This window comes from Brasilonema sp. UFV-L1 (assembly GCF_012912105.1).
Classification (GTDB): Bacteria; Cyanobacteriota; Cyanobacteriia; order Cyanobacteriales; family Nostocaceae; genus Brasilonema.
The window spans coordinates 1-24,232 of the sequence record NZ_QMEA01000099.1; the positions used below are offsets into that span (position 1 = coordinate 1).

Sequence of the window (24,232 nt, forward strand, 5' to 3'; positions counted from 1 at the left end):
AGACAGTCCCTACCTCCCCCCACTCGCACCACAAGTTGGTGGACACCTGGTAAAATCATAGCCATAGCGGTAGTAATGGCTACTGCTGTTGGTGTAGGTATATGGGGAGCAAATCAATTATTTGATTCTTCATCCCTCTGGCGTAATGATCCAAAACTTTCCTTAGAAGAACGACAACGTAAGGGAAAATTAGATGAACGCCGTCAACAACTGGGTATCGACAATAAATTCTTTACTAGCTTAGTCAATCAAGTTTTTTGGGAAAAAAATCCAAGTTTACGCAACCGCACCTTGACAGATAAGCCAGAAGATGCTGAACTGCGGACACAATGGGACAGCATGGCAGATGAATTGCTGGAAAAGCTCGCGGTATTGAGTTCGAATGCACGGAAACAATTGGGTAGTTTCACGCAAGCAGAGCGCGATCGCGCTAAAGTGGAAGTTAACCAAATCAACGTTGGTAGTCGCTCTTTATATGATTTAGCAGATGCTGCTTTTTTGCAGCAATTTCCAGAACAGCGCGGCAAGAATTTTATCGAGCAGCCAATTGGACAAGTCTGGCAAGGGTTTGTTGCTGACAAACTCAATGCTATCCTTGCTGGCAGTGCTTTTAAGAAAATCGTTTTTGACAAAGGTGCCATCAGTAGTAGAGTGAGTGGCACCCTTAAACCAGGAGAAGGTAAAGTTTTTATCGCTGAGCTTCAAGAAGAGCAATTGATGAAAGTCAAGCTGGATGGTAATTCTAAAAATTTACTTTCCGTGTATTCCCCTAGTGGAAAATTCCGATTTTTGGAAGATTCTACACGACGCACTTTATCTATTAAACTTCCAGAAACTGGATTTTATGAATATAGTATTGTTTCTACAGGGTCGAAAACGTCAAATTATACGCTTGTCATCACCGCAGAAAATCCTGCCCCACCTCCATCGCCTACACCAACTCCTATAGAAACAGTCACACCCACACCAATACCCTCACCGACATCCACGCCTACTCCTACAGTTACAGCGATACCGATACCGATACCGACACCAACATCCTCACCCACGCCTACAGAACCCACGCCTACAGATACACCAACACCTACGCCCACACCGACACCGACATCTACGCCCACACCGACATCCTCACCGACATCTACGCCCACACCGACACCGACAACACAATAAGCAATACAAAATTCCAAGTTAAGCCGGTAAATTAGCTTCTGAATTGAGAATTTCAAGAAAAAAAGCTTGTGTTTTCAGTGAATACATTTTTGGTCTCGGTTTCTTCTGTGTTCACAACTTATCTAAAGGAAAATGGTAGAAAATAAGTTTTTAATTCGTTTGGCAAAATCTGATGATTTGGATGTCTTGGTTGAATTTAATCGAGCAACAGCACTTGAAACCGAGAATAAAGACCTCTCTATAGAAATTGTCACTGCTGGTGTAGAAACGTTATTGAAAAATCCGATTTTGGGTTTTTATATTGTTGCAGAAAATCAGAATAAAGTTGCAGGTTCTCTGATGGTGACAACAGAGTGGAGCGACTGGCGAAATGGGATATTTTGGTGGATACAAAGTGTTTACGTTAAGCCAGAATTTCGTCGTCAAGGGATTTATCGAAGACTCTACGAGTTTGTGAAAGAAAAAGCTAGAAAAGAACAAAATGAACTAAGAATATGTGGTTTTAGACTTTATGTGGAGCATCAAAATACTGTTGCACAAAAAACTTATGAAGCTTTAGGTATGAAAGACACAGGCTACAAGTTATATGAGGAACTTGAGTTGGGATTACAGTAATCCTTGCTTTGGCTCAATACGGTTCAATTAAACAGAATTGATTTAGCATCAACCATTGTAGAGAACGCCACATCGCTCAACGGGGAAACCCCTTCGGGGAAGACCTCCGGTCTCGCTGCGCGTTCCGCCAGTTGCCTGTTGTCGGGAAACCCTCCCGCACTTCTGTTGTCGTCACCGCGCACGCAAGTGGCGCAGTTGCATCCCGTCGTTCTACACACTGAAAATTGCCACCATTGGGCCCTAACAGCAACCGTATTGCGCTTTGGCTGGCAGTTTTGATACCAAGTTGTAAAAACCTCACCCCCATCCCCTCTCCTTAGTAAGGAGAGGGGTGCCCGTTAGGGCGGGGTGAGGTGTAAGTCATGAATGCAATACACGTATCAATTGGGTAGAAAGCAGGTTGGTTGTCGCGGGGTTATTTCGCCGCAGCACAACTCGTAGATGTTTGCGGCTCTCGTTGTACACCAGTTTTGGTAGGATCATAAGCGACCAGCACCACCTCACCTTTTTCATTAAATATCCATCCTCGTGCTGGTATTATGGGTTTGTCAGTTGGACGCTTAGATGGCTGATGATGAGTTGTACTTGTTGAACTCACCTTACTGGCGACGGGCTTGACTAAATCCACACGTACATTGTCACCACTGATGACTTCCTTTGGATCAGTTGGAAATCCACCACGTCCGGTGATGAGAAATTCGCCACCTCCTCGTAGACAGGGATTTTGAGCTATTTGCTCTGCTGGGTCGATAACAGTCTCTAATAATTCAAATAACCCTTGGCTGGGGTCAATCTCGGGTGTGTTAAATTGCACCGTACCACTGAACTGGGCACCAGCTTCAGAAGTAGCAGAGATGACGGTATCTGGTGAAAGAAATCTGCCTCCTTTAGTTGTAATGATGACATTCCCTCCATAACCTAGCTGGGCATTGGCAGTGATTTTGCTATTTTCCAGGACAACTAGGTTGTTAGTGTTAATCTTAATGTTGCCTCCATCAGCCGTGCCAGTGGCATTAGTGGTGATTTTGCCGTTGTTGCGCAAGATTAAATCGCGAGAATTCACGGTAATGTTGCCTTGTCCCCCACTCGTGTTAGCTTCAAGCGAACTGTTATCAACCTTAATAGTATCAGCCACAATCTCCAAATTACCAGCGTTACCCGCGCCAGAGGAGTTGGTAGTTATATTTGCACCGCCGGCTACAGTCAATGGACCTTTAACAGTAATGTTGATGTTTCCAGCGTCACCTTTACCTTTAGTGGCTGTAGATATATATGCTGTATCTGGTGGATTTTGTAGTACTTCCAGAGAGCGTGCGGTAATCTTGATTTCTCCACCCCGACCTGTGCTATTTTCCTGCGCCTCGCTTTGAATAACTCCTTCAAGCCGAAAAGAATTTGCACGGATGTTGATTTTTCCCGCGTCACCCGTGCCAAAGGTGTTAGTCGTTATACTTGTTTTGTTGATCACAACAGAGTCTGCTACATTAAAGTTGATTTCTCCAGCTTGACCTGCGTTTTTCGCCGTGCTAGAGACACTTGAGGTGTCCATCTGCAAAGAATTTGCATTGATGTTGATTTTGCCAGCGTTCCCCGTGTCATTGGATTCGGTACTTATACCTGTACCGACGGCTGTAGTCAATAGACCTTTAACAGTAAGGTTAATGTCTCCAGCGTTACCCTTACCATCAGTGGCTGTAGATATAACTGTACCTTCTTGTTCTGTATTTTTTGGTAATTCCAGAGAGCCTACGGTAATGTTGATTTCTCCACCCCGACCTGTGCTATTGTTCTGTGCCTCGCTAAGAATCTTTCCTCCAAGCCGAAAAGAATTTGCACGGATGTTGATTTTTCCCGCGTCACCCGTGCCAGAGGTGCTAGTCGTTATAGTTGTTTTGTTGATCACAAGAGAGTCTGCGACATTAAAGTTGATTTCTCCAGCTTGATCTGCGTTTTTCACCGTGCTAGTGAAAAACGAGCCGTCCATCTGCAAAGAATTTGCATTAATGTTGATTTTGCCAGCGTTCCCCGTGTTATCGGATAGGGTACTTATACCTGTACCGGCGGCTGTAGTCAATGGACCTTTAACAGTAAGGTTGATGTCTCCAGCGTCACCCTTACCATAAGTGGCTGTAGATATAACTGTATCTTTTGTCCTATTTTCTGTATTATTTTTTAGTAATTCCAGAGAGCCTGCGGTAATGTTGATTTCTCCACCCCGACCTGTGCTATTTTCCCGCGCCTCGCTAAGAATCTTTCCTTCAAGCCGAAAAGAATTTGCACTAATGTTGATATTTCCCGCGTCACCTTTGTCATGTGTCTGAATACTCAGACTACTGCTATTCTCTAACTTGATGTTGTTAGCTTCCAGTGTAATTTGTCCGCTGTTTCCTAAACCGAAGGTGTCAGAGGTGACGCCAGACTGATTGAAAACTATAGAGTCACCGACAATGCTAATATCTCCCCCATTTCTATCAGCAAGCGTATCAGATAAGAGAATTGATTTATCGGTGACATTGATATTCTTAGCTGTAAGCGCGATCGAACCACCGCCATCTCCTGTGACATTCACGAACGATTGACCAGAAAACTGGATGTCTCGAAAACTGGGTGTGCCTTGATAACCAAGTGAAAAACCTTCTTGTGCTGGGACAAGATTCACAACCTGATTGCTGTCAAAACTGCCGATTTCAATACGTCCTCCTTGTGACCTGAGTACACCACCCTCAAGTGAGACATTCCCTCCTACGAGTGCTAAGGTTTTTCCTGGACTGACTTGCAATCCCGTAACGCTCGAGTCAAATTTGTCACGGTTTAGTGAGTTGATAACATTATTATAGTCAACTCCGTGCCCCGGTCCTTGTACCTGAATCGGTTGAGGATTCTCCCCATACCTCAACCCAATTGGAAGATTTATAGTTAACAATGGTGGTGCTTGCGGATTAGTCGCACTAAACTCAAACCCATTATCAAACACAAAACTCTTCGCCGTACTCCCCAAAAATGAACCACCAATATTTAATCTGGCATTTGGTCCAAAAAGAATCCCCGCAGGATTGAGTAAAAATAAGTTAGCTGTGCCATTGGCTTTAATCAAACCATCAATATTAGAAATCGAACCACCCGTCACCCGGCTAATAATGTTTTGTATATTAGCTGCATTGTTGAAGTTAGCCGAACCACCTGTGGGTACAGAAAAATCTTTGAAACTATGAAAAAGGTTTGCTCCTCTTGTTGTACCATCATTGATATCAAAATTTTTGCCATCAGGAGTGGTAACTGTGGTGGATACAGTTCCATCCGCAGAAACTTGCGCTATTGCTGTGGTGAGTGGCGCAAAAGTTGCGATGGTTGCTAGAGGTAAGGCGAGGAAAAAGAGTCTGTGATGCACCTGTTTCATACTCATTACCTTACAAGTTCATGATTATGAGGTTGGGAAAAAGACTGTAATTAGGACGAGTCAAAATAGTTGCTCTTGAATACTAATAACAGGTTTTTAAGCTCCGATGATGGTTTGTAAGATTTTTTGACAAAATGTTGTAAATTTTACGACAATTATGATTGCTTTCTATCAAGAAATCGTAACTTTCTCATTCTAGTTCCCTGACATTGAGCGGGGATACATAACTGTGGGCTGTTGCCTGAATATCATTCAGCAGGAGACAGCAGCCCACGGTAGTGCGTTCCCATCCAGAGCATAGGAACCAGAGAGCTTTACCGACTGTTACATGTTGCATTAGAATACTTTAGTCACTAATTATTATGGCAATATTGTTGAGTTACCTAAATTCCACTCCTGGCTACTAGTTGAAGAGTTAGTAGGCAACGTAAAAAGTATTGTCAGAAATTGCAACACCGCCTTGTTCAGTCTTTTATCCATGCAGCTACCATTCAAATTTATGCAAGTTAATGAAGAAGTTTCAGAAAAAGAAAAGTTGAAAAAACCCAGTTCAGATAGAGTGCGGGAACATTTAGCAAATGAACGTACCTATCTTGCATGGATGAGAACTGGAATTTCCTTGATGGGGTTTGGTGTTGTGATTGTCCGCTTGCGCATCCTTCGTCCTCCTCTTGCACCTCAATCCCCTGGTGATGGTTGGAAGTTAGGTTTAGCCTTTTCATTAGTTGGTTTGTTGACAGTTATGCTGTCAACTCAGCATTACCTTGTTGTGCGCCGTGATATCGATCAGGATACCTACGAACCTGCAGACCGATGGATTATCCTCTCTAGTCTTGCTGTTATACTTCTTGGAATTGGAGTTGTCTATTACGTCTTCACAATACCTTTGGAATCATTAAACACAGTCATAGTTGAGTAACAAAACTAGGTGTAGATTTTAGGACTAAGGTTAGTACACGGTACACCAGCGCTGCACGACGGTGTACCACCAACGTCTTTGCTCAGGCGTAGAGGGACCGTTACAAAATTGATAAAACTGATACAATAATTACCTGTGCTTAAAATACAATACTAATGTCTAAACGCCAGACAGAAATGCCTTTTTACTCCTGACTCCTGACTCCTGACTCCTGACTCCTGACTCCTGACTCAGGAATTATGCTTTCACTGATAACTGCTCCCTGTTAAATGTAATACATTGGACCTTCTTGCAAACGAGCATCTCTTTGTTGACACAAATCTTGGAGTGTATAGTTGTGCAAAACTTTAACACAAGCAATGTTGGCTTGCTCCCAGATTTCGTGAACCAAATTCCTTTCCAAAGTGGGATTAACGAGTGGTTCTTTCTCTTTGCGTTCTCCTTCCACTAAAGTGACAATCTCCAGTAAGGTGATTTGCCAAGGTTCACGCGCCAAAACAAAGCCTCCTCGCGAACCTCGATGACTCTTTACCAAACCTGCGCGCCGCAAACTGGTCAGAATTTGTTCTAGATAGCGCTCAGGTATCGGTTGCTTAGTAGTAATTTCACTCATAGTTAAAGGGGTTTTTTTTCCCTTGTTACTTGCTAGTTCTAAAAGTGCTAGCAGCGCGTATTCAACTTTGGAAGACAGATCCAAAAGGTTGTAGTTTTGGCTATTCAAGTTTTTACTCTACATACTACCGTTAGTCGATGCATTAATCGTAATTTTATGATAAATTAATCCTTAACGGCAATGTCTCGATGTGATAAGGTCTCACAGGTTAATCAAAAAAAAATCGTAATTGTATCGACTTACCGTAGCTTATCTAACGCACTTTCTACAAATGACATAATTGATGACATAACTGACACATCTAGTTTGTCTGTTGAGATTTGGTGTAGGAGCATATTTTGAATTGCTTATGAACTTCCCTAGATAGGAACAGATTATGCTACTTGCTGATTTGCGAACGATTTATGAGCGTGATCCAGCAGCCCGTAACTGGCTGGAAGTGTTGTTCTGTTACCCAGGTTTTCAAGCTATACTCTTTCATCGAGTGGCACATTGGCTTTATCAAACGGGGATTCCCTTCATACCTCGGTTGATCTCTCATATCAGTCGGTTTTTTACAGGAATTGAGATTCACCCCGGAGCAAAAATTGGTACGGGAGTTTTTATTGATCATGGTATGGGAGTGGTGATTGGTGAGACAGCTGTGGTGGGTGACTACAGCTTAATTTACCAAGGAGTTACCCTAGGTGGTACTGGCAAAGAGACAGGAAAGCGCCATCCTACTGTTGGCAATCATGTTGTTGTAGGAGCAGGTGCCAAAGTATTAGGTAACATTAATATAGGAGATCATGTTCGTATCGGAGCAGGTTCAGTTGTCCTGCGAGATGTGCCTAGCCACACAACAGTCGTAGGAGTTCCAGGGCGTGTGACTCGTCAAGACTATGAAAACGCCGATGTTCTTGCTCACAATAAACTGCGAGATGTGGAAGCAGAAGTCATTCGCGTCTTATTTGAACGAGTTAAAGTTTTAGAAAAACAAATCCAACAGTTAGAGATGCAGTCATCTTTACACGCATTGCAAGTCAGCAACTCACAAACGAACAATGGTAAGTGTAATAGTGATTTGGTGATTTCAGAGTTTTTAGATGGTGCGGGGATTTAGGTGATGAGGGCGATCGCCATTTAATGGATGAATGCGATCACAGCTTTGCTTACAGTACTGCGATAAGCCGGAGGCTTGACGCTGCGCGTATCGCATTTTCAAAGAATGAAATTTACCTACTTTGTAAAAGCTTTAACTCAGTTGCACAAGAAGCCACTGCCAACAAAAAAATACCAGCATTCCCAACACTATAGTTAATAGCAAATTCCTTGTGTAAAAGCTGATCAAAATTGCAGCGATCGCTCCCATCAAACGAGCATTGGTATAACTGAGCATCACTTCACCCTTACTACTTATAAGAACTGTAGGAACCACAATTGCTGTTAAAACTGCAGGAGGGATATAGCGGAGCATTTGCGTCATGGAAGCAGACAGCTTAATCCGACTACTCATCCCAAGCAATCCATAACGAATGAAAAACGTTATCAGTGCCATTCCAACGATAAGACACAGTTCATTCATGGCGCGACCTTTTTAATTGAATTTTTTCTGTTCCAACTCCCGCTAAGATACCTGCCAACACTGCTACAATTAAGCTCAATTGATGTGGTAGCGAATGTACCGCTTCATTTTCCATGAGCCTTGGATGGACAACCCTATACAATGTCTACTCGTAAAACCCAAAATCTGGGTGTATTTTTGCGGTGAATCCAGCGCCGTGCCAAGAGTTGTTTGAGCGGAGGTTTCCTCCGATCAAAGCTATGCCCTACGGGCACGCTGCGCTATCGGGGGGTTCCCCCCGTTGAGGCGACTGGTTCTCCCGTTGGGCCCTACCCAAGAATTTGGGTAAAACTAGTTGACTGGAGGCCGCAAAAATACAAGGGTTGTCCATCCTTGTCAAGGGTTTGCCCAACCCATACTGAAACTATCCCTGTCACCATGACCGTTACAACCATTGGCTGAGTGATGAGGTAGGGAACAACCATGCCGATGAACGTTACACACATAGCGAAATCTAGTCCCCAGCTTGCAGGAAAAAGAAAATATGCCGTGGATAGAGTTAAGCCTCGATACAACACACGAGGCTATTGATTGGGTCTGTACGCTGCTTGCAGAGACTATCGATATTGATGACGTAAATATCGTAGAATATACAGAATCGAACCAACCCCACCCAGTTGCCCACGATATCACACACCCTCGATGGACATTCACTGTTTACTTATATCTACCACTAGATACCCAGTCGAGGACACGTGTAGAAAAAATCGTTCATCTGCTCTCGCCTTTACACCGTACTGGATTAACAACTGCAATACAGACGAGTGTGGTTGAAGAGAAACCCACTGACACAGACGGACTTCACTCCAGAGTTCATCGAATTGGGAAACGCTTCATTGTGCTGACTGCTGATGCACCATTACAATCGCAGACAGCAGACGACATCATCTTAAGAATAAAGACAACGCTCTCTTTTGGCAGCGGTTTACATCCAGCAACGATTATCAGCCTCCGACTGCTTGAGCGGTACATTGTTCCTAGTATGAATGTCCTTGATTTTGGATCAGGTTCAGGTATTCTGAGTGTGGCAATGGCAAAGCTTGGGGCAAATGTCTTAGCACTGGACAACGATAGTATTGCTGTACAAGCCACTCAAGACACCGTACTTCGTAATGGGGTAGACCAGCAAGTCACAGTCATGAAAGGAAGCTTGGGGGCGGGAAGTGATATGGGACATTGGATGGGCAAAAACACCACCGACAATGTGCCAAATATTAACGCTACAAAAGCTTTTGACCTCATTGTTGCAAATATTTTAGCAAGGGTACATATTGCTCTTGCTGATGATTTTCAGCGCGCACTGCGTCAAACTTATGATCAAACTCATGCACACGCTGGACTTCTGATTACCGCTGGTTTTACGAAAGATCATGAGGATGATGTTAACGCAGCTTTAGCAGAAGCAGGATTTAAGGTTGTTGATTGTGAACGATTAGACGAGTGGGTTGGATTTGCCCATCGCCTTGTATAGCAACGAGACAGATGAGGCAACTCTAGCCCTATAGTTTTAGCTATGGGTACACAGTCTCAGCAACGAACACAGGCTTATTTCTGTAATCTGCTTCCAACTGTCGTCTCACCCTCTCATCCCAAGTTATACCGTAGTCTCGTTCAATATCTGCAGCGACAAACGGACGAACAACACCCACCATCCCTACTGTCTGATTTTTGTTAATCACCTTTTTTGGTGTTCCGACTAATAAAACCAACAAATCTTCCGCACCTAGCGAGTAGCTTTCATCTACTGTGAACAAAACGGGACTTTGAATGTTATCAACATCGCCCGTAATTGCAACCCTTGTGCCATAGTACTTGCTAGGGTTTTTGGTAATTTGTCCAGGTCTTGGCGCTAATAAAATTGACTTAGCAATAATCGCAGGTTTATTGATGTAGTTTTTATAAGATTCGTCCTCTAAATTAAGCTTATAATCGCGCTCAATGTTTGAAATATCTAAGTTACGAACATCACCCGTAACTTGAACTCTTGTTTGACTGTCAGTAGGTAAATCAAAAGGTAAACCCGAAGCATTCACCACTACTATAGGTTCGCCACTTAATAATCTCTGATCACTCACTGTAAAAGAGGTTAAACCAACTTTTTGAATCGGTTGGCTTCTCACTGTCACAGTTTCACCAACAAAATTTTTTGTGTTTTTGCTGACTTCATATGTATTAACAACTGGTGCAGGAGCTGGTGTATCACTGCTAAAACCAACTCTAGCCACTAGTGCGATCAATATTATAGAAACGAGAACTTTTGCGTCCCAAAGCTTTTGAAGTAAAAAATTCGTTTCACGATTGACTTTGTTTTTCATCTCTTGGTTATTCATACGCTCAGAGTTTTTTATTCAAGGTTTTCTTGTTAGTCTAAAAAATTAAATATCACACTTATTCAATAAAAAGCAAGAATACTAAGGACTATTCCTACAAATCAAAATGCACTTTTTCATCTAGCTATCCACATAAAGAAATATCAAATTGAGTCTTGGAAGATATGCAAGCATAATATTAGCGAATCCATGTCATTTTCTCTTCTTACTGAGGTAATATAGTTCATATCCAATCAAAGAAATTGCCAATACTATCGATAGATTCTTATCTTCCTATCGACGATAGGTTGAACAAGGAGCACAGCCATGCCTATGTTCCGCCTCCGGTCACAAGACAGAAATCTTCCAGCCATAGTTAGATGTCTATGTTGACAAAAATTTTTTGTTTATTATAAAATTTAACGTCAATTAAAGTGTATTTTTTTATACCAATAGCAAACAAAGAATTTATGGGTAACATCAAAATCAATAATTTGCAATCTGCCAACCCATAACATTCTTAATTCAATTATGAATAAAGTGAACTACCTACACTGACCTGGCGGTGGACCAGGCAAGTCGTGCTGCTGGTGTTGTTGTGCCAGTTCAGGGACAAGTTAAGGAGGTGGCGCAGTGGTTTACAGGAAAAACATCCTCTGAAAGAGGACTGATAACCTTGACTATATATAGTCATGCTCGGCTAAATTATTTTTGTTTTTAAAAAAGTTAACAACCCGTCCTTCCATCTTTATTTATATTAATATGACTATTCTAATGACTTTATCTGACCTTTTCTGACTTGTTGAAACCGGAAAAATAGAAAATCATAATGTAGTCTCTATTAAGAAACAAAATTACATTAAGAAGGAGTCAGCAAGTCCTGATTCAGAATTCAGAATACATCCCCATAAATAAATTTAGGGGACGCATGAATCCATAAAAAACGGAGTCAGCACGCCAGGTCTCTCAACGCGCTTAACCCGCGCACGAGACTGGCTCCTTTGTCTAGTTTCACTGTCGGCACCCACGAGTACTCGTTCTAATAAGGCTGACTCCGTTTTTTACCGAATTTTTCCACGGGGATTTGATTTTGACGCTTTGTTTCATCGCACTACGTGTCTCGAAACAACTCTTTTTTTATTTTCATAACGGAGTTGGGGGCTTGAACCCCCAAGTCATCCGCCAGTCGCCACTTGCCATTCTGGCTCCTGGCTCCTGACTCCTGACTACTTTCAAAGGTCAAAAGCCAAAACGGCTGATTGCTGTTGAAGCACTACAGCTAACTACAAAGACTCAAGTCAAAATTTAGGAGGATTAAAACAATGATTATTATTATGAAATACCAAACTCCATTATCAGAAATTGAACGCGTCTGTGATGAACTCTCCAATCAGAATATTACACCAGATAAATCTGTTGGTAAGGATAAAGTTGTCATCGGTTTAGTAGGTGATACAGCATCTCTCAATCCGGAACAAATTCAACAACTTAGTCCTTTTATTGAACAAGTTCTTCGAGTGAAAAAGCCATTCAAACGAGCTTCTTTAGAATTTCGTCATGGTGAATATAGTGAAGTTGTTGTCCAAACACCCAATGGTGCAGTCACTTTTGGTCAAAACCATCCTGTCGTTGTTGTTGCTGGACCTTGTTCTGTTGAAAACGAAGAAATGATTGTCGAAACAGCTTTGATTTGCAAGGCTGCAGGAGCTAAGTTTTTGCGTGGTGGTGCATACAAACCCCGGACTTCACCTTATGCTTTCCAAGGTCATGGTGAGAGTGCTTTAGAATTGTTGGCTAAGGCTCGTGAAGTGACTGGACTGGGTATTATTACAGAAGTTATGGATACAGCTGATTTGGATAAAGTTGCATCTGTGGCGGATGTAGTGCAAATTGGCGCACGCAATATGCAGAATTTCCCACTGCTACGGAAGGTGGGTGCGACTGGTAAACCTGTGTTGTTAAAGCGGGGACTTTCTGCCACGATTGAAGAATGGTTGATGGCAGCTGAGTATATTTTGGCAGCTGGTAATCCCAATGTTATTCTGTGCGAACGTGGTATTCGCAGCTTTGACCAAAAGTACACTCGTAATGTGTTGGATATTTCTGCAATCCCAGTTTTGCGCTCTCTGACTCACTTACCGATTATGATTGATCCGAGTCATGCGACTGGGAAATCAGAATTTGTCCCGTCGATGGCGATCGCCTCGATTGCTGTAGGTGCAGATTCGTTGATGATTGAGGTTCACCCTAACCCTGCTAAAGCACTTTCAGATGGTCCTCAATCTTTAACACCTGAAAAATTTGAGCAACTTATGTTGGAAATCGCTCCTCTTGCTAAGTTCTTTGGTCGTTGGACAATGCTACCATTCGCAACTACAATGTCAACTCATTGGCTTCATGAGTTTGTTGATTCAGCTAAGTAATATCAAGTCCGGTTAATCACTTATAAAAAAAATATGTCTGTCATACTGAGCGAAACGTAGTGTAGCGAAGTATCAAGGGAGATTCTATGTCTTTCAGACACGCTACGCTAACACTTCGTTCAGAATGACAATTAATCACCCGGACTTGATATAAATGCTCAAGCACTTAGGGAATTCAAAATTCAAAATTCAAAAAAAAAGATTCAACCTGTTTGAATTTGAGTGTGATTGCGGGTTATCAACTGGTGCAGAGTTTTCGTTGCCAAGTTTTTAAATCTTGCCAGGATGTTTGTAAGTTTATTCCTGTCACTCACGCACACTCGCAAAGCTAGCCGGGTGGAAGATTCGATCCGGCAAACTTTGCGCCATTTTGATTGGATCTCTGAAGTATGGCTGTCTTTGCTCCTTACACCAGCGTTCTTTTTGGTCAATATTTCCTTCTACCTCCTTGTACTAGTCACCACTAGAGAAAGACCTTTGTCAATTGTTGTTTAGTGTATCCTGGCAAGCAACAGGCACTTAGATAAGATGAATAGCATTTTAGTAAATCACAGCCCAGTAATGCTAGCAGAGATTAACCCCGGAACATTAATAAACAATCGCTATCAGATTCAAAAACTTCTTGGACAAGGAGGTTTTGGAATAACTTACTTAGCAGCTGATACTCAACGTTTCGGGGATTATTGTGTCCTTAAAGAATTTGTACCTACAAACACACAAGAGCATATACTTCTCAAATCTCGTGAGCTATTCGAGCGCGAAGCGAAAATTTTATATCAAATTAATCATCCTCAGATTCCTAAGTTTCTAGCTTGGTTAACTGAGAAAGAGCGGATATTTATAGTTGAGGAATATATTGAAGGAAGTACCTACTCTCAACAGTTGAACGCTCGTCTTGTGGCGAAAAAAAAGCCGTTTTCTGAGGCAGAAGTTATCCGGTGGTTGTTGGATTTATTGCCAGTTTTAGACTATCTCCACCAACACAATATCATTCATCGGGATATTTCACTCGATAATGTCATGCTTTCCCGTAAGCTTTCTAAACCTATACTGATTGACTTTGGAATAGTTAAGCAAAAAGTCACTCAAATACTGGCGGCTGATTCTTCAAATGTTTTGCACTCTGTTGCTGGTTCGGTAGTTGGAAAGATGGGATATTCTCCACCAGAACAGATTCGTATGGGATATTGCTACCCCTGTAGCGACCTCTATGCACTGGCTGTTTGTGCCATTGTTCTCATCACTGGAAAACCGCCACGTTTGCTGCTGAATCAATCTTTTCAGTGGGAATGGCTTTCCTACGTTAAAGTCAGTGATTCTCTCGCTCAGATACTAGAAAAAATGTTGGCAGATAAACCCTCAGAACGTTATCAGTCAGCTAGAGAAGTTTTGAATCTGCTTCAGTTACAAAGTTTATCTGGCAGTATGGACTTGAGCGAGTCACATCAAAAAGTGCAAATTTACCCTGACTCTGTAAATCAGCTTGAGTTTTCAAAAACTGGATATTTTGAAGAAACAAAACAGCTAAGCCGAAAGTCACAAGACCCTCGGCAAAAGCTTCAAACAAAAACCTTATTTCCAGTAGAAAGTACAACGAGTATTAATCCAGATTTTTTGGAGTATTGTCTGAGGGAACTAACTAGTTTTATCGGACCTTTCGCTAGTTTTGTTTTTGAAGAAACTTTGACTCAAAATCCAGAAATGACACCAGAGGAATTGATAGAAGCTTTAGTAGAAGAAATTCCTTATCAGCAAAGAGCACAAGAATTTAGAAAGCGTATTCAAGAAGTCATTCGTCAGAAATGAATATTCAAAATGTAATCTTTTAGGGATTGGTGTCCACTCAGAGATTGTGGACTACCAAATCAAAAACAACGAGTTAGAAGTTATGAATCAGCAATATTCTCTGTTCTTACACTGGTGCTTGAGAACGTCCAGGCGTGTAAATTTTACGATTGCGTTCTACCAATCCATCCCACTCCACGATTAGAGTACTTCCTATTTGTTCTTGTTGTTTGGCGCATGTTGAGAACAAGTCAAGACACGAATGGTCTATGTAGGCTAGTTTATCGAGGTGAATATGCAATTCTGTTCCTGGAGAAACTTGCTCTAAAATACTGGCCAGTTTTGGCAAACTCACAAATGTTGCTGCTCCTTCTAGATAAATGTCCAGACGTTGATTTTCTCGATCACTAAGAGTTTGGATATTCAACGTGGACATTTTGTAGATGAGTAAGACAGCAGTGAGCACAATACCAATGAGTACACCTGTGAGTAATTCGGTTGTCACAATTCCTATCAAGGTCGCAAAGAATATGACTAAAGGAAAACGTCCATATTTTCTGAGCTGGCGAATATGTTCTACTTCGATGAGCTTGTAACCTGTGTATACCAGGATTGCAGCCAAGCTAGATGTAGGAATCATTCTTAATAAGCTAGGTGCAGCAATGACTAGAATCAGTAGCCATAGACCATGAAGCATCGCAGACAATCTGCTTTTAGCACCCGCTTCCACATTTACAGAACTGCGGACGATGACTCCTGTCATCGGTAAAGCACCGCAGAAACCGCACAGCATATTGCCAATTCCTTGTGCAGCTAACTCCCGGTCAAAATCTGTTCTTGGTCCAGTGTGTAGTCTATCTACTGCTGCTGCGCTAAGCAGGCTCTCTGCACTGGCAATGAATGCGATCGCCATTGCTTCGAGTAAAATGGGAGCATGAATCAGACGTGGCAAGCTATTCAGCGATGGTAGTTGAATTGCCTCCAAGAGATTTGAAGGGACATCAACATACTTAAGAGGTAGTCCGTACACTTGGGCGATTATAGTCGCAATTGTCACAGCTATGAGCGCACCAGGTATAAGCTTTAAACTGCGTGGCTTAAACTTTTCCCAGAGCAAGAGTGTGATGATTGTCGTGATACCTATGAGTGCTGCAATGTGATGAGCGCTACCATCCATTGGAAACACAGCTTTGTGGATAGCACTAGGAATGGCAATCAAATTATCGATTCCGTGGGTACGCGGTTTGTCATCAAGCATGACGTGAAACTGCGAACCAAGAATCAGTACGCCAATACCTGCTAGCATCCCATAGATGACTGCTGGGGACATGGCACGAAACAACTTACCAGTTTTGAATATGCCTGCAAGGAACTGCAATAACCCCGCCAGCATAAGAATTGGACCGAGCATTTCAATGCCGTAGTCTCGTATGAGTTCTGCAACAATAACGGCAAGTCCAGCAGCAGGTCCGCTCACAAGCAATGGTGAGCCAGAAAAAGCATTGACAATTAGTCCGCCCACGATTCCTGTGACAATACCGCGAGCTGGAGGAACTCCAGAGGCGATCGCAATTCCCATGCAAAGAGGGAGGGCGACGAGAAACACAACAAATGATGCTGATAATTCATTGGTCAACGAGGGTTTATTTTTAAGACTCATCAGGTTTCTCATTAGCTTCTCCTTGGATGTCAATATTTAATCGCTTGTTTTTGGATTCATCTCCTGACTAAGATACAGAGTCTTTACGGTTGACATTCCACAGAAAGTTTGATAATTGTCAAGGATGTCAGGAGTTTTTCAGTTTAAGAATCAATGTAAAGTGCAAAACACAATCATAGTTCTGTACCCTGTTAACACACCCTGCGAATAAAAGCTGCTTTTCTCAACCATCTTTTCTCGTAAAATCAGCGCTCTTTTAACGAAGCACCCATCAAGCTAACACAGTCATTGGATTGACTCATAGCTATCGTTACTATTTATATTTCTTTATTTTTCTAAAAATCATCAAACCTTTCATGAAAGGTTTATGAATGAATCATGAGAAATTTCTCATGATTTTTGAGAGCGTGCCCTAGAAAACTCTTTTTCTGAATTTTGCACACATTACCTGAACAAAGCTGTATAATTTCATCTGTACAGCGTTGCTCAGATGAAAAGGAGTCAGAATTCAGAATTGCTGGAGCGGAGCCGGAGCCGCTCCGCCTCCGGTCAGAATACCCCATGCCTGAAGTCAGGGGTTTCAAGTAAAGTGCTGAGCATTTTTATTCCTCCATACTTGAAAGTAGGGGCTTTAAACCTCGACTCATCCGCATAAGGAGTACAGGAGTCATTCTGACTCCTGACTCCTGACTCCTGAGTTCTTCTTCTGGTAAATGTTTAAAACACCAAAAGAAGCATCTTCTTATTTTGGAGTTTGCTTGCATACACTGAGGCGTTGGGAAAAATCTGGAATTATTAAAGCAATCAGAACGCCATCAGGTCAACGACGATATGACATCACGAGCTACACGGGCATATCAACAAAGGGAGGAGGCAGGACAACTATCGTTTATGCCCGTGTTTCAAGCCGTGGACAAAAAGCAGACCTTGATAGACAAGTTGCTGTCCTTAAAAACCTGTATCCCGACGCCGAACTCATCACCGATATCGCCTCCGGACTCAATTTTAAAAGACCGGGACTTAAAGCCCTTTTGGGACGAGTGCGTGAAGGCAATGTCGGACTTGTTGTGGTTGCCCACCGTGACCGACTCGCCCGTTTTGGGTTTGACCTCATCGAGTGGTTTATTGAGCACGAGACAGCAAAACTCTTGGTTCTCAACCAAGACAACCTTTCTCCCGAAAGAGAACTTGTTGAGGACATCCTTGCCATTGTCCACGTCTTTTCGTGTCGATTATTGGGCTTGCGCAAATACAAATCTGCAATCAAAGAAGATCAGGATCTATCCAGAAACAGAACTTCATAAGACATGGAAACAATGGCTAGCTGCTTGTCGGTATTGCTACAACCAAGCTATTTCAGCACAGCGTAATTCCTCTACCCGGATAAGTAAGCTTAAGCTGCGTAATCTGGTTATGCAATCCAATTTGCCGGAATGGGTAAAAAAGACACCTTGCCACATTAGACAAAACGCAATCTTTGACGCTCATCTAGCTTATTCTGCAAGTAGAGAAGCTAAATTCCGAAGCATTAGAGATATCCAGCAGTGCATCAAGTTCAACAACTCGAATTTCACTAAAGGCAAGTGGTATAGCCAGATTACTAAAAATTTGAACTATACAACCAGTGAGCCAATTCCGGTTAATTGTGAGTACGGAACGCAGTTAGTTTATCGACGTGGAAAATGGTTTGCTATATTTCCTGAAGTCATGCAAATTAGCACTTCTGTCTGCGACAAAGTAATAGCTTTAGATCCTGGAGTGCGAACATTTCTGACTGGCTATGACGGCGATAAAGTGATAGAGATCGGATGCAATGACATGGGTAGAATAACCCGTCTGTGCCAATATCTCGATAACTTGATGAGCCGTTCTAGCAAAGTAAATGCAAAACGTCGTAGAGCTATGAAACGTGCTGCAAACAGCATGCGTGAACGTATTCAGAATTTAATTAATGAAGTCCACAAAAAAGCAGCGCATTACTTAACTAGTAATTATCGAATCATTTTTCTTCCCACTTTTGAGTCTTCCCAAATGGTAGCCAAGGCAAAAAGAAAGATTCGGTCTAAAACTGTTAGAAGTATGCTCTGCTGGGCGCATTACCGATTTAAATTAACTTTAAAACATCAAGCGCTAAAGCGTGGTTGCATAGTGATTGATGTTAGCGAAGCCCACACTTCTAAAACTTGTGGAGTATGTGGTCATCGTCACGCAAAGCTTGGTGGAAATAAAGTTCACAAGTGTCCAAACTGTGGAGTTCAAGTACCTCGCGATGCTAATGGTGCGCGGAACATTCTGTTACGCGCTTTGAGGGATACCTCCTATTCTGTTTCTCAAGACGGGATAGCTATTGTTTCATTCAGTGCGTTGTCAACCAACGTTCATGAATGTTCAGCATAAATGTATCAGTCAGTTCAACAAATGCATATGCAAAAAGCGTGCCCATCAGATGAACACGCCAGAATACTAGGTAGGCAGTCGCAACCCAACACAAAATGTTTATGGTTGGGTTGACCTCAGGAAACCCAACCTACACATTTTTGTTTTTTGGGCAAAACCCGAGAAGTATTAGGATCTGTACAGATCACTTAACTTTTGGTTACACCAAGAAACCTAAGCCAATATGATTGACTTAGGTTTTCCATAAAAAAATCTTTTTAGGACTTACTTTTGAGCAGGAAATACTAAATATGAGGTATGGGTTTGGGGCATGAAAACCTGATTCTTCGCTCATCTTGAGCGCGATACGCTTTGCGTCAAGCCAGAGGCTTATCGCCACCCATGTGGTGGTAATTGTCAAAAGCCTGGAACGACCAAATTCCATTCATACACATGATGTCCTATTTGTGAGCGTGCGTAAGTCCTAGTCTTTAACTCACACTGGTCATGCCACCTTAATTATTTAATTGGGACAATTTACAGAGTGGATAAAGTGGACAGTCATTTTCTGTCAAAGTCGTTGTATTAGTTGCTTGGCTACTCGATGGTGTAGTAGTGCTTTCAACCGAGATAACTTTTATCTGGACTGTCATATCATCAAAGTCTTGATCTCCTCCCCCGTACGTATCTTCAAAACCAAATGTATCCTCTGATAATGCTTTGATATGAGATTTCTTATCAGGGTTTGCTTCAGTAGTTTTAAAGTAAGCCTTGGGAGTTACTGTTGTCTCATTTTTGGGGTCTTCCAGTAAAAATTGTTCTGGGGTTCCATTTGCAATGAGGAACACTTGATAGTGACTTCCACCAAGCAGTTCGGATGTAAATGTCTGCTGAAGTGAATCCTCATTGTAGTTTGCTAACTTAACGCGATTTCTAACCGCAGTTTCTGCATAATTAGGCTCCCCTGGTTTGACACCAGCAACGCTACCATCTGCGCTGGTGGGGAATATACCAAAGGTATTTTTATAGCCAGCAGTTCCTGGGTTAACTGTTATCTGAACATTGTATTTTTTATCAGGTTCAGTGACGATGACAGCACTATCTTTAGTAATTAAAGATGGTTGCAGCTTGCAGTTTGCCTTTGCCCAAATACAAGTGTTAGGGTCAAACTTTATCTTTGTACTTAAATCTGGTGAGTTTGTAAACTGACCTAAATTTATACTGTTGTTAGCAACATTGCTTGGTTTAGTAATCGTAATTCCGTTACGGACTACTTTAACATAGGCTCTGACTAAACCTGCGTTATTACCATAATCATTATCCCAGCAGGCAAAAGATAAATGACCTATAGTGAGAACTGTCATTTCCAAATGGGTTCCTACTGAAAAGAAAGTTTTGCCCCCGTCTAAAGTGCCAACTAGACTACCATATTTAAAAATGTGGTTGAATAATCTGTCAGTATTTCCGTAGATAGTTCCATTGGATCTTCTACCATTAGTAGTCAGGTTAGTATTTGAATCTCCCGACGTTAAAGACCAGAAATCGAGAGGATGAACATCAACGGTGATTAAGTCTCCTGGTTGTAAATAAAGACCTGTTTTTAAAAGACGAGAGGCAGTGTTGTTGGATACAGAATTGGCCTTAGCATCAACATCAAACTGCCATCTGTCTGTAAAAAGATAATTGCTAAGTTCTAGGGGAATATTAAATTGTTCTAAGTCCTTTTGCCTTTGGACTTCTACAGTTAGGGTAACAGCATTGGTACTAGTGCTGCTGTCACTCCCCCAAAAGACAAAAGAAAGATTCCCATCTGGTTGTAGAACGGTCATTTCCAAGTGGTTTGCTATGGGAAAAAAAGTTTTGCCATTGTCTAAAGTCCCCACCAGGCTACCGAAAGGAAATTCATAAAAATTCGTTGTTGATTCAGCAAACGGGATAAATTCATTCAGTGGGTGTGTGCCATCATAGACACCATAAGGATTTCCACTTTCGACATTAATGATGAGTAAGTCCCCTGCTGTTAAAGCCGGAATATCTGTATTTGATATTTTGAACAGAGATGTTTTTGAGGAGTATTTACTGGTCTCAATTGTGAATTGTTTTTTTTCAACTGTTGTTGTTACCATGATTGTCTCCTTCAGCTTTATTGTAATGGTTCTTTAAGACGTTGTAGGCAGAGGTGCGGAACTTGCTCCGCACTCAATTCACCTGAAATTTCTGCCACCAATTGCTTTCCTATTTGCTAGCACTGAGGTCAGACTTTAACTTGGTGTTTAACTTGAGCAGATTTGTAGAACAGTCTAAAGTTGAGTCATCAATTTCTGTTCCGCTTGATGTTCCGGTACCTATCTGAGTATTGCTGCCATTTCCAGTGCTAATGACGGTTTTGATGTTTAGATTAGTAATTGGCACGCCATTACGAACTACTTTGACATAGGCTGTGATAAAACTTCGGTTATTACCCGTATCTCGATCCCAGCAGCAAAGAGAAAGCGTACCTGCACTTAAAACTGTCATTTCTAGGTGAACTCCTACAGGGAAAAAAGTTTTTCCCCCGTCTAAAGAGCCAGCTAGGCTACCTTCTCTATAGTTGTGTCCTTTATAGGAATGAAGACTCCACTGGGCTTTTCCAATGTCTGTGCGAGTAGCAGGACCGACAATTCGACCATTAGCATTGGCAAGTCTTTCTCCTGTATCCTGACTCCATAAATCTCTAGGAGAGACATCAACTGTCAGTAGGTCTCCAGGTTGTAATTCAATAGCTGTATTTAAAAGAGGTTCAGGAAGGTAGTAGTTGTTGGATGCATACCAAGCTAACGAATTGGCATAAGAATGAACGGCAAAAGGAAATGTATTGGGAAAGTCATCAAAATTAATTTTTGCGGGTTCGGTTTCTTTTGATGTTGCGATGGCTTGCTCTTCAGCTTTCCCCCTTTCGACCTCTACTGTTACCGTAACCGCAGTGCTATCTGCACTGTTATCGGAACCCCAGAACACAAAAGAGAGATTACCTCCTTCATCTAAAACCATCACCTTCAAATGGTTTCCTACCGGAAAAAAGGTTTTGCCCCCGTTTAGAGTGCCCACTAGACTGCCTACAGAAAATTCAAAATCACGATTGGTGGTGTTTTTACTGTTAAAATTGGGTTGTCTTTGGTTAGAGTCAATGGTTAATAAATCCCCTTCTTTTAATGCCAAATTCGTATTAAACAAGTTTTGAGAAGTTGAATTTAAAAAATTGTTATTCGCGTTAATTGTAAATTCTTTAGTTTCTATGGTTCCCATAAGATACTCCTTTTTTGAACTAGAGTTTTTGGTGAATTCCTTTTACATCAATAGTTCCAAGTGATCATTCATCAAGGCAAGGTATGTTAAACTAGGAACATGTTTGTATTTTTTATACTCAGCGTACCTTCGTTTCAAACTGTCATTTCCAAGTGAGTTCCAACCAGAAAAAGGTCTTGCCTCCGTCGATAGTACCAATCAAACTACCTACAAAAAACTCAAAATTAGGATTGGTAGTAGTATTAGCATTCTGATAGACAACATCAAAATTTTGTCTTACTTGGTCAGAATTGATTTTTCATAAATCTCCTTCTGCTAAAGAGATTTTTGCCTCTGGAGTAAAAAAGGTTTTGGAAGTTAAATTGAGGTAGTATTTCTTCGCCTCAATTGTGTAACTTGATGCCATTGTTTCTCCTTGTAGTTTTATTCGACTGTCTTGTGATTATTCTTGACAGACCAAGTTTTCAAAGTTAGTCTTGTTTGGAATTAAATCTACTACTAGACTAACTTTTGAGCAAATAATGACGCTCAAATACAACTTGGTATTATTTCCTCAAACACATATAGAATTCCTGTCTGATTCCTGAAAAGGATTTCAGACAAAATCCTTATAAAACGGGCTTTTCAGTTTCCGTCTGTTTTCAAAAACCTTTGGAGGATTTCCATAGATTAACTTACAACATATCAGCACTACAGTAAATACTCTCAAAAAATAAAAAACATTTTAATATTTCACTTGTTTTTTTTATATGTAAAAAATAATACGATTAGCCACTGCTCACAAAACGCAAAAATCTTGATTTAGACATAAAAAATCAATAAAAGCAAATTTATATTTAGTGTCATATTTTACTTTTAATTTATTTTATTTTTTAAATAAAAAATATAAAAGAGGATTTACATATCGTGATATTAGGTATTTGATATCTTGTTTACAATTAGGGACTTAACATATCAATAATGTCAAGAATGGGAGCAAATAAGGACTATACAAAAGCGCCTGAGATAACCTGCTCTCATGACAAGTATATTAATTTGTACAGTGCGTAACAGCCTTTTCAAGGTGTACTGATTCGCAATAAATTAAGGTTATGATGTGTTTATCAAAAAGTCATCAAATTTAAAAAACCTCCAAAAATCATAGTAGAAAACATATCTTCAGCGATCATGTGAAAGCGATCGCATCTTCCCTGTGTTAGACTTGATAAAGATTCCTAATTATTTGGTTGATGGTGGGCTGCTGGCATCAACAAAGATTCTGCAAAAGCTATTGTTTTTCCATCAGCTAACTGTGCGAGTTCTTCTCGACTTGGCACAGAAATATGCCGTAGGAATCGCGCACCATCCCAAGAGCTTGGTGCGTTAGACGTTCCGTCTAACGCACCCTACAATGACTACAATGACTTAGATTCTTTCAAAATTCAAACCGGCTCGCTATAAATTGGACTTTAGACTAACAATAGGCGATCGCTCGCACCGTGCAGTGTGATTGATGGGTATAAAAAATGAAGGGATGCCTGTTGATAAAACAAACACCCCTTGGGTGGAAGATGAAAAAAGTACTACCTAAATTCACTGGAGTTTAAACTAAGGCAGGCGATCGCTGGCTTTTAAATTCAACTGCACTAAAAGCCAAGACGAATGTACAGGTATAAAAAAAATGAAGGAGAGTCTACGGTTGATGCACAGGCATGGGTGCCAACGTCAGAGACAAATGACTAGCATGGGAAGGGGGTAAAGAAAGTGGCATTGTACAAAATTCTTGTGAAAGCCTAGATGGGCTTTGGGGCGTGCCAAATTGGTTCAACTTAAAGGAATTGCGATCGCACACCCAAAGACTTTTCGTGTGAGTCCGAGTTGCGCTCTGGGGCTTGGGCGGACAGGTGCGCGACTGTCGAGAAACCGTAACGGAGGTCGCTCATGGGGGAAACCCCCAAGACCTCAGCGGTTGGGCAAACCCAGCCTACGGCTCGCTACGCTAACGACAAAAATGGACAACCCTTGTATTTTTGCGGCTTCCCGTCAACTAGTTTTACCCAAGTTCTGGGCGTCGTAGCCGCAAAAATACACCCAGATC

General features: G+C 41.6%; 16 protein-coding genes and 1 pseudogene. 10 read left to right on the top strand and 7 right to left on the bottom strand.

The features are described 5' to 3' along the window. Both DP117_RS35550 and DP117_RS23980 read left to right on the top strand, forming a co-directional pair. Nucleotides 1–1,170: pseudogene (locus DP117_RS35550) on the top strand (serine/threonine protein kinase); the annotation flags it as partial. Nucleotides 1,171–1,302: 132 nt separating this feature from the next. After that, nucleotides 1,303–1,785: a GNAT family N-acetyltransferase gene (locus DP117_RS23980; RefSeq protein ID WP_169220749.1), complete on the top strand. Its 483-nt coding sequence runs from the start codon at nucleotides 1,303–1,305 to the stop codon at nucleotides 1,783–1,785. A 415-nt stretch (nucleotides 1,786–2,200) separates the two neighbouring features. On the opposite strand, the gene DP117_RS23985 is transcribed toward DP117_RS23980, so the two are convergent. After that, nucleotides 2,201–5,182 (bottom strand): filamentous hemagglutinin N-terminal domain-containing protein, encoded by a 2,982-nt coding sequence (locus DP117_RS23985; RefSeq protein ID WP_169220750.1) that lies wholly within the window; start codon nucleotides 5,180–5,182, stop codon nucleotides 2,201–2,203. 499 nt (nucleotides 5,183–5,681) lie between these two features. On the opposite strand from DP117_RS23985, the gene DP117_RS23990 reads away from it, so the two are divergent. Further along, complete coding sequence (locus tag DP117_RS23990) at nucleotides 5,682–6,101, top strand: DUF202 domain-containing protein (RefSeq protein WP_169220789.1); 420 nt, start codon at nucleotides 5,682–5,684, stop codon at nucleotides 6,099–6,101. Nucleotides 6,102–6,366: 265 nt separating this feature from the next. Here DP117_RS23990 and DP117_RS23995 read toward each other — a convergent pair whose 3' ends face one another. Beyond that, nucleotides 6,367–6,822: an Rrf2 family transcriptional regulator gene (locus DP117_RS23995; protein WP_169220751.1), complete on the bottom strand. Its 456-nt coding sequence runs from the start codon at nucleotides 6,820–6,822 to the stop codon at nucleotides 6,367–6,369. A 268-nt stretch (nucleotides 6,823–7,090) separates the two neighbouring features. On the opposite strand from DP117_RS23995, the gene cysE reads away from it, so the two are divergent. Beyond that, nucleotides 7,091–7,816 (top strand): serine O-acetyltransferase, encoded by a 726-nt coding sequence (gene cysE, locus DP117_RS24000; protein WP_169220752.1) that lies wholly within the window; start codon nucleotides 7,091–7,093, stop codon nucleotides 7,814–7,816. 132 nt (nucleotides 7,817–7,948) lie between these two features. On the opposite strand, the gene DP117_RS24005 is transcribed toward cysE, so the two are convergent. Next, the gene (locus tag DP117_RS24005; protein ID WP_169220753.1) at nucleotides 7,949–8,278 is read right to left on the bottom strand and encodes an AzlD domain-containing protein; all 330 of its coding nucleotides are present in this window, start codon (nucleotides 8,276–8,278) and stop codon (nucleotides 7,949–7,951) included. Nucleotides 8,279–8,801: 523 nt separating this feature from the next. Here DP117_RS24005 and DP117_RS24010 point away from each other — a divergent pair. Then, nucleotides 8,802–9,788, top strand: coding sequence for a 50S ribosomal protein L11 methyltransferase (locus tag DP117_RS24010; protein ID WP_169220754.1), 987 nt, complete (start codon nucleotides 8,802–8,804; stop codon nucleotides 9,786–9,788). Between the two features lie 40 nt (nucleotides 9,789–9,828). On the opposite strand, the gene DP117_RS24015 is transcribed toward DP117_RS24010, so the two are convergent. Further along, nucleotides 9,829–10,647, bottom strand: coding sequence for a hypothetical protein (locus DP117_RS24015; protein WP_169220755.1), 819 nt, complete (start codon nucleotides 10,645–10,647; stop codon nucleotides 9,829–9,831). Between the two features lie 1,301 nt (nucleotides 10,648–11,948). On the opposite strand from DP117_RS24015, the gene aroF reads away from it, so the two are divergent. Continuing rightward, nucleotides 11,949–13,049, top strand: a complete 1,101-nt coding sequence (gene aroF / locus DP117_RS24020) for a 3-deoxy-7-phosphoheptulonate synthase (RefSeq protein WP_169220756.1) — start codon at nucleotides 11,949–11,951, stop codon at nucleotides 13,047–13,049. 528 nt (nucleotides 13,050–13,577) lie between these two features. After that, a complete protein-coding gene (locus tag DP117_RS24025; protein ID WP_248277796.1) occupies nucleotides 13,578–14,855 on the top strand; it encodes a serine/threonine-protein kinase in 1,278 nt (425 codons plus the stop codon). A gap of 106 nt (nucleotides 14,856–14,961) precedes the next feature. Here the strand turns inward: DP117_RS24025 and DP117_RS24030 are convergent, their stop codons facing one another. After that, complete coding sequence (locus DP117_RS24030) at nucleotides 14,962–16,494, bottom strand: SulP family inorganic anion transporter (RefSeq protein ID WP_248277797.1); 1,533 nt, start codon at nucleotides 16,492–16,494, stop codon at nucleotides 14,962–14,964. A gap of 713 nt (nucleotides 16,495–17,207) precedes the next feature. On the opposite strand from DP117_RS24030, the gene DP117_RS24035 reads away from it, so the two are divergent. Next, nucleotides 17,208–17,798 (top strand): IS607 family transposase, encoded by a 591-nt coding sequence (locus DP117_RS24035; RefSeq protein ID WP_169220758.1) that lies wholly within the window; start codon nucleotides 17,208–17,210, stop codon nucleotides 17,796–17,798. Beyond that, entirely contained in the window at nucleotides 17,704–18,891 is a 1,188-nt protein-coding gene (locus DP117_RS24040; protein ID WP_248277801.1) for a transposase, read from the top strand. The genes DP117_RS24035 and DP117_RS24040 overlap by 95 nt, the downstream gene beginning before the upstream one ends. Before the next feature lie 494 nt (nucleotides 18,892–19,385). Here the strand turns inward: DP117_RS24040 and DP117_RS24045 are convergent, their stop codons facing one another. Further along, on the bottom strand, nucleotides 19,386–20,996 hold the full coding sequence (locus tag DP117_RS24045; RefSeq protein ID WP_169220759.1) for a DUF4114 domain-containing protein: 1,611 nt from the start codon (nucleotides 20,994–20,996) through the stop codon (nucleotides 19,386–19,388). Nucleotides 20,997–21,105: 109 nt separating this feature from the next. Then, complete coding sequence (locus DP117_RS24050) at nucleotides 21,106–22,155, bottom strand: hypothetical protein (RefSeq protein WP_169220760.1); 1,050 nt, start codon at nucleotides 22,153–22,155, stop codon at nucleotides 21,106–21,108. Between the two features lie 1,798 nt (nucleotides 22,156–23,953). Here DP117_RS24050 and DP117_RS24055 point away from each other — a divergent pair. Then, a complete protein-coding gene (locus DP117_RS24055) occupies nucleotides 23,954–24,211 on the top strand; it encodes a hypothetical protein (protein ID WP_169220761.1) in 258 nt (85 codons plus the stop codon). Nucleotides 24,212–24,232: the final 21 nt, after the last annotated feature.

What these genes read in the sequence shown, in the direction of transcription:
- DP117_RS23980 (WP_169220749.1), top strand. Translation starts at nt 1,303, where the DNA reads ATGGTAGAAAATAAGTTTTTAATTCGTTTGGCAAAATCTGATGATTTG.
- DP117_RS24045 (WP_169220759.1), bottom strand. Translation starts at nt 20,996, where the DNA reads ATGGTAACAACAACAGTTGAAAAAAAACAATTCACAATTGAGACCAGT.
- DP117_RS24010 (WP_169220754.1), top strand. Translation starts at nt 8,802, where the DNA reads ATGCCGTGGATAGAGTTAAGCCTCGATACAACACACGAGGCTATTGAT.
- aroF (WP_169220756.1), top strand. Translation starts at nt 11,949, where the DNA reads ATGATTATTATTATGAAATACCAAACTCCATTATCAGAAATTGAACGC.
- DP117_RS23985 (WP_169220750.1), bottom strand. Translation starts at nt 5,182, where the DNA reads ATGAAACAGGTGCATCACAGACTCTTTTTCCTCGCCTTACCTCTAGCA.
- DP117_RS24025 (WP_248277796.1), top strand. Translation starts at nt 13,578, where the DNA reads ATGAATAGCATTTTAGTAAATCACAGCCCAGTAATGCTAGCAGAGATT.
- DP117_RS24015 (WP_169220755.1), bottom strand. Translation starts at nt 10,647, where the DNA reads ATGAATAACCAAGAGATGAAAAACAAAGTCAATCGTGAAACGAATTTT.
- cysE (WP_169220752.1), top strand. Translation starts at nt 7,091, where the DNA reads ATGCTACTTGCTGATTTGCGAACGATTTATGAGCGTGATCCAGCAGCC.
- DP117_RS24050 (WP_169220760.1), bottom strand. Translation starts at nt 22,155, where the DNA reads ATGGGAACCATAGAAACTAAAGAATTTACAATTAACGCGAATAACAAT.
- DP117_RS24035 (WP_169220758.1), top strand. Translation starts at nt 17,208, where the DNA reads ATGTTTAAAACACCAAAAGAAGCATCTTCTTATTTTGGAGTTTGCTTG.
- DP117_RS24030 (WP_248277797.1), bottom strand. Translation starts at nt 16,494, where the DNA reads ATGAGTCTTAAAAATAAACCCTCGTTGACCAATGAATTATCAGCATCA.
- DP117_RS24005 (WP_169220753.1), bottom strand. Translation starts at nt 8,278, where the DNA reads ATGAATGAACTGTGTCTTATCGTTGGAATGGCACTGATAACGTTTTTC.
- DP117_RS23990 (WP_169220789.1), top strand. Translation starts at nt 5,682, where the DNA reads ATGCAAGTTAATGAAGAAGTTTCAGAAAAAGAAAAGTTGAAAAAACCC.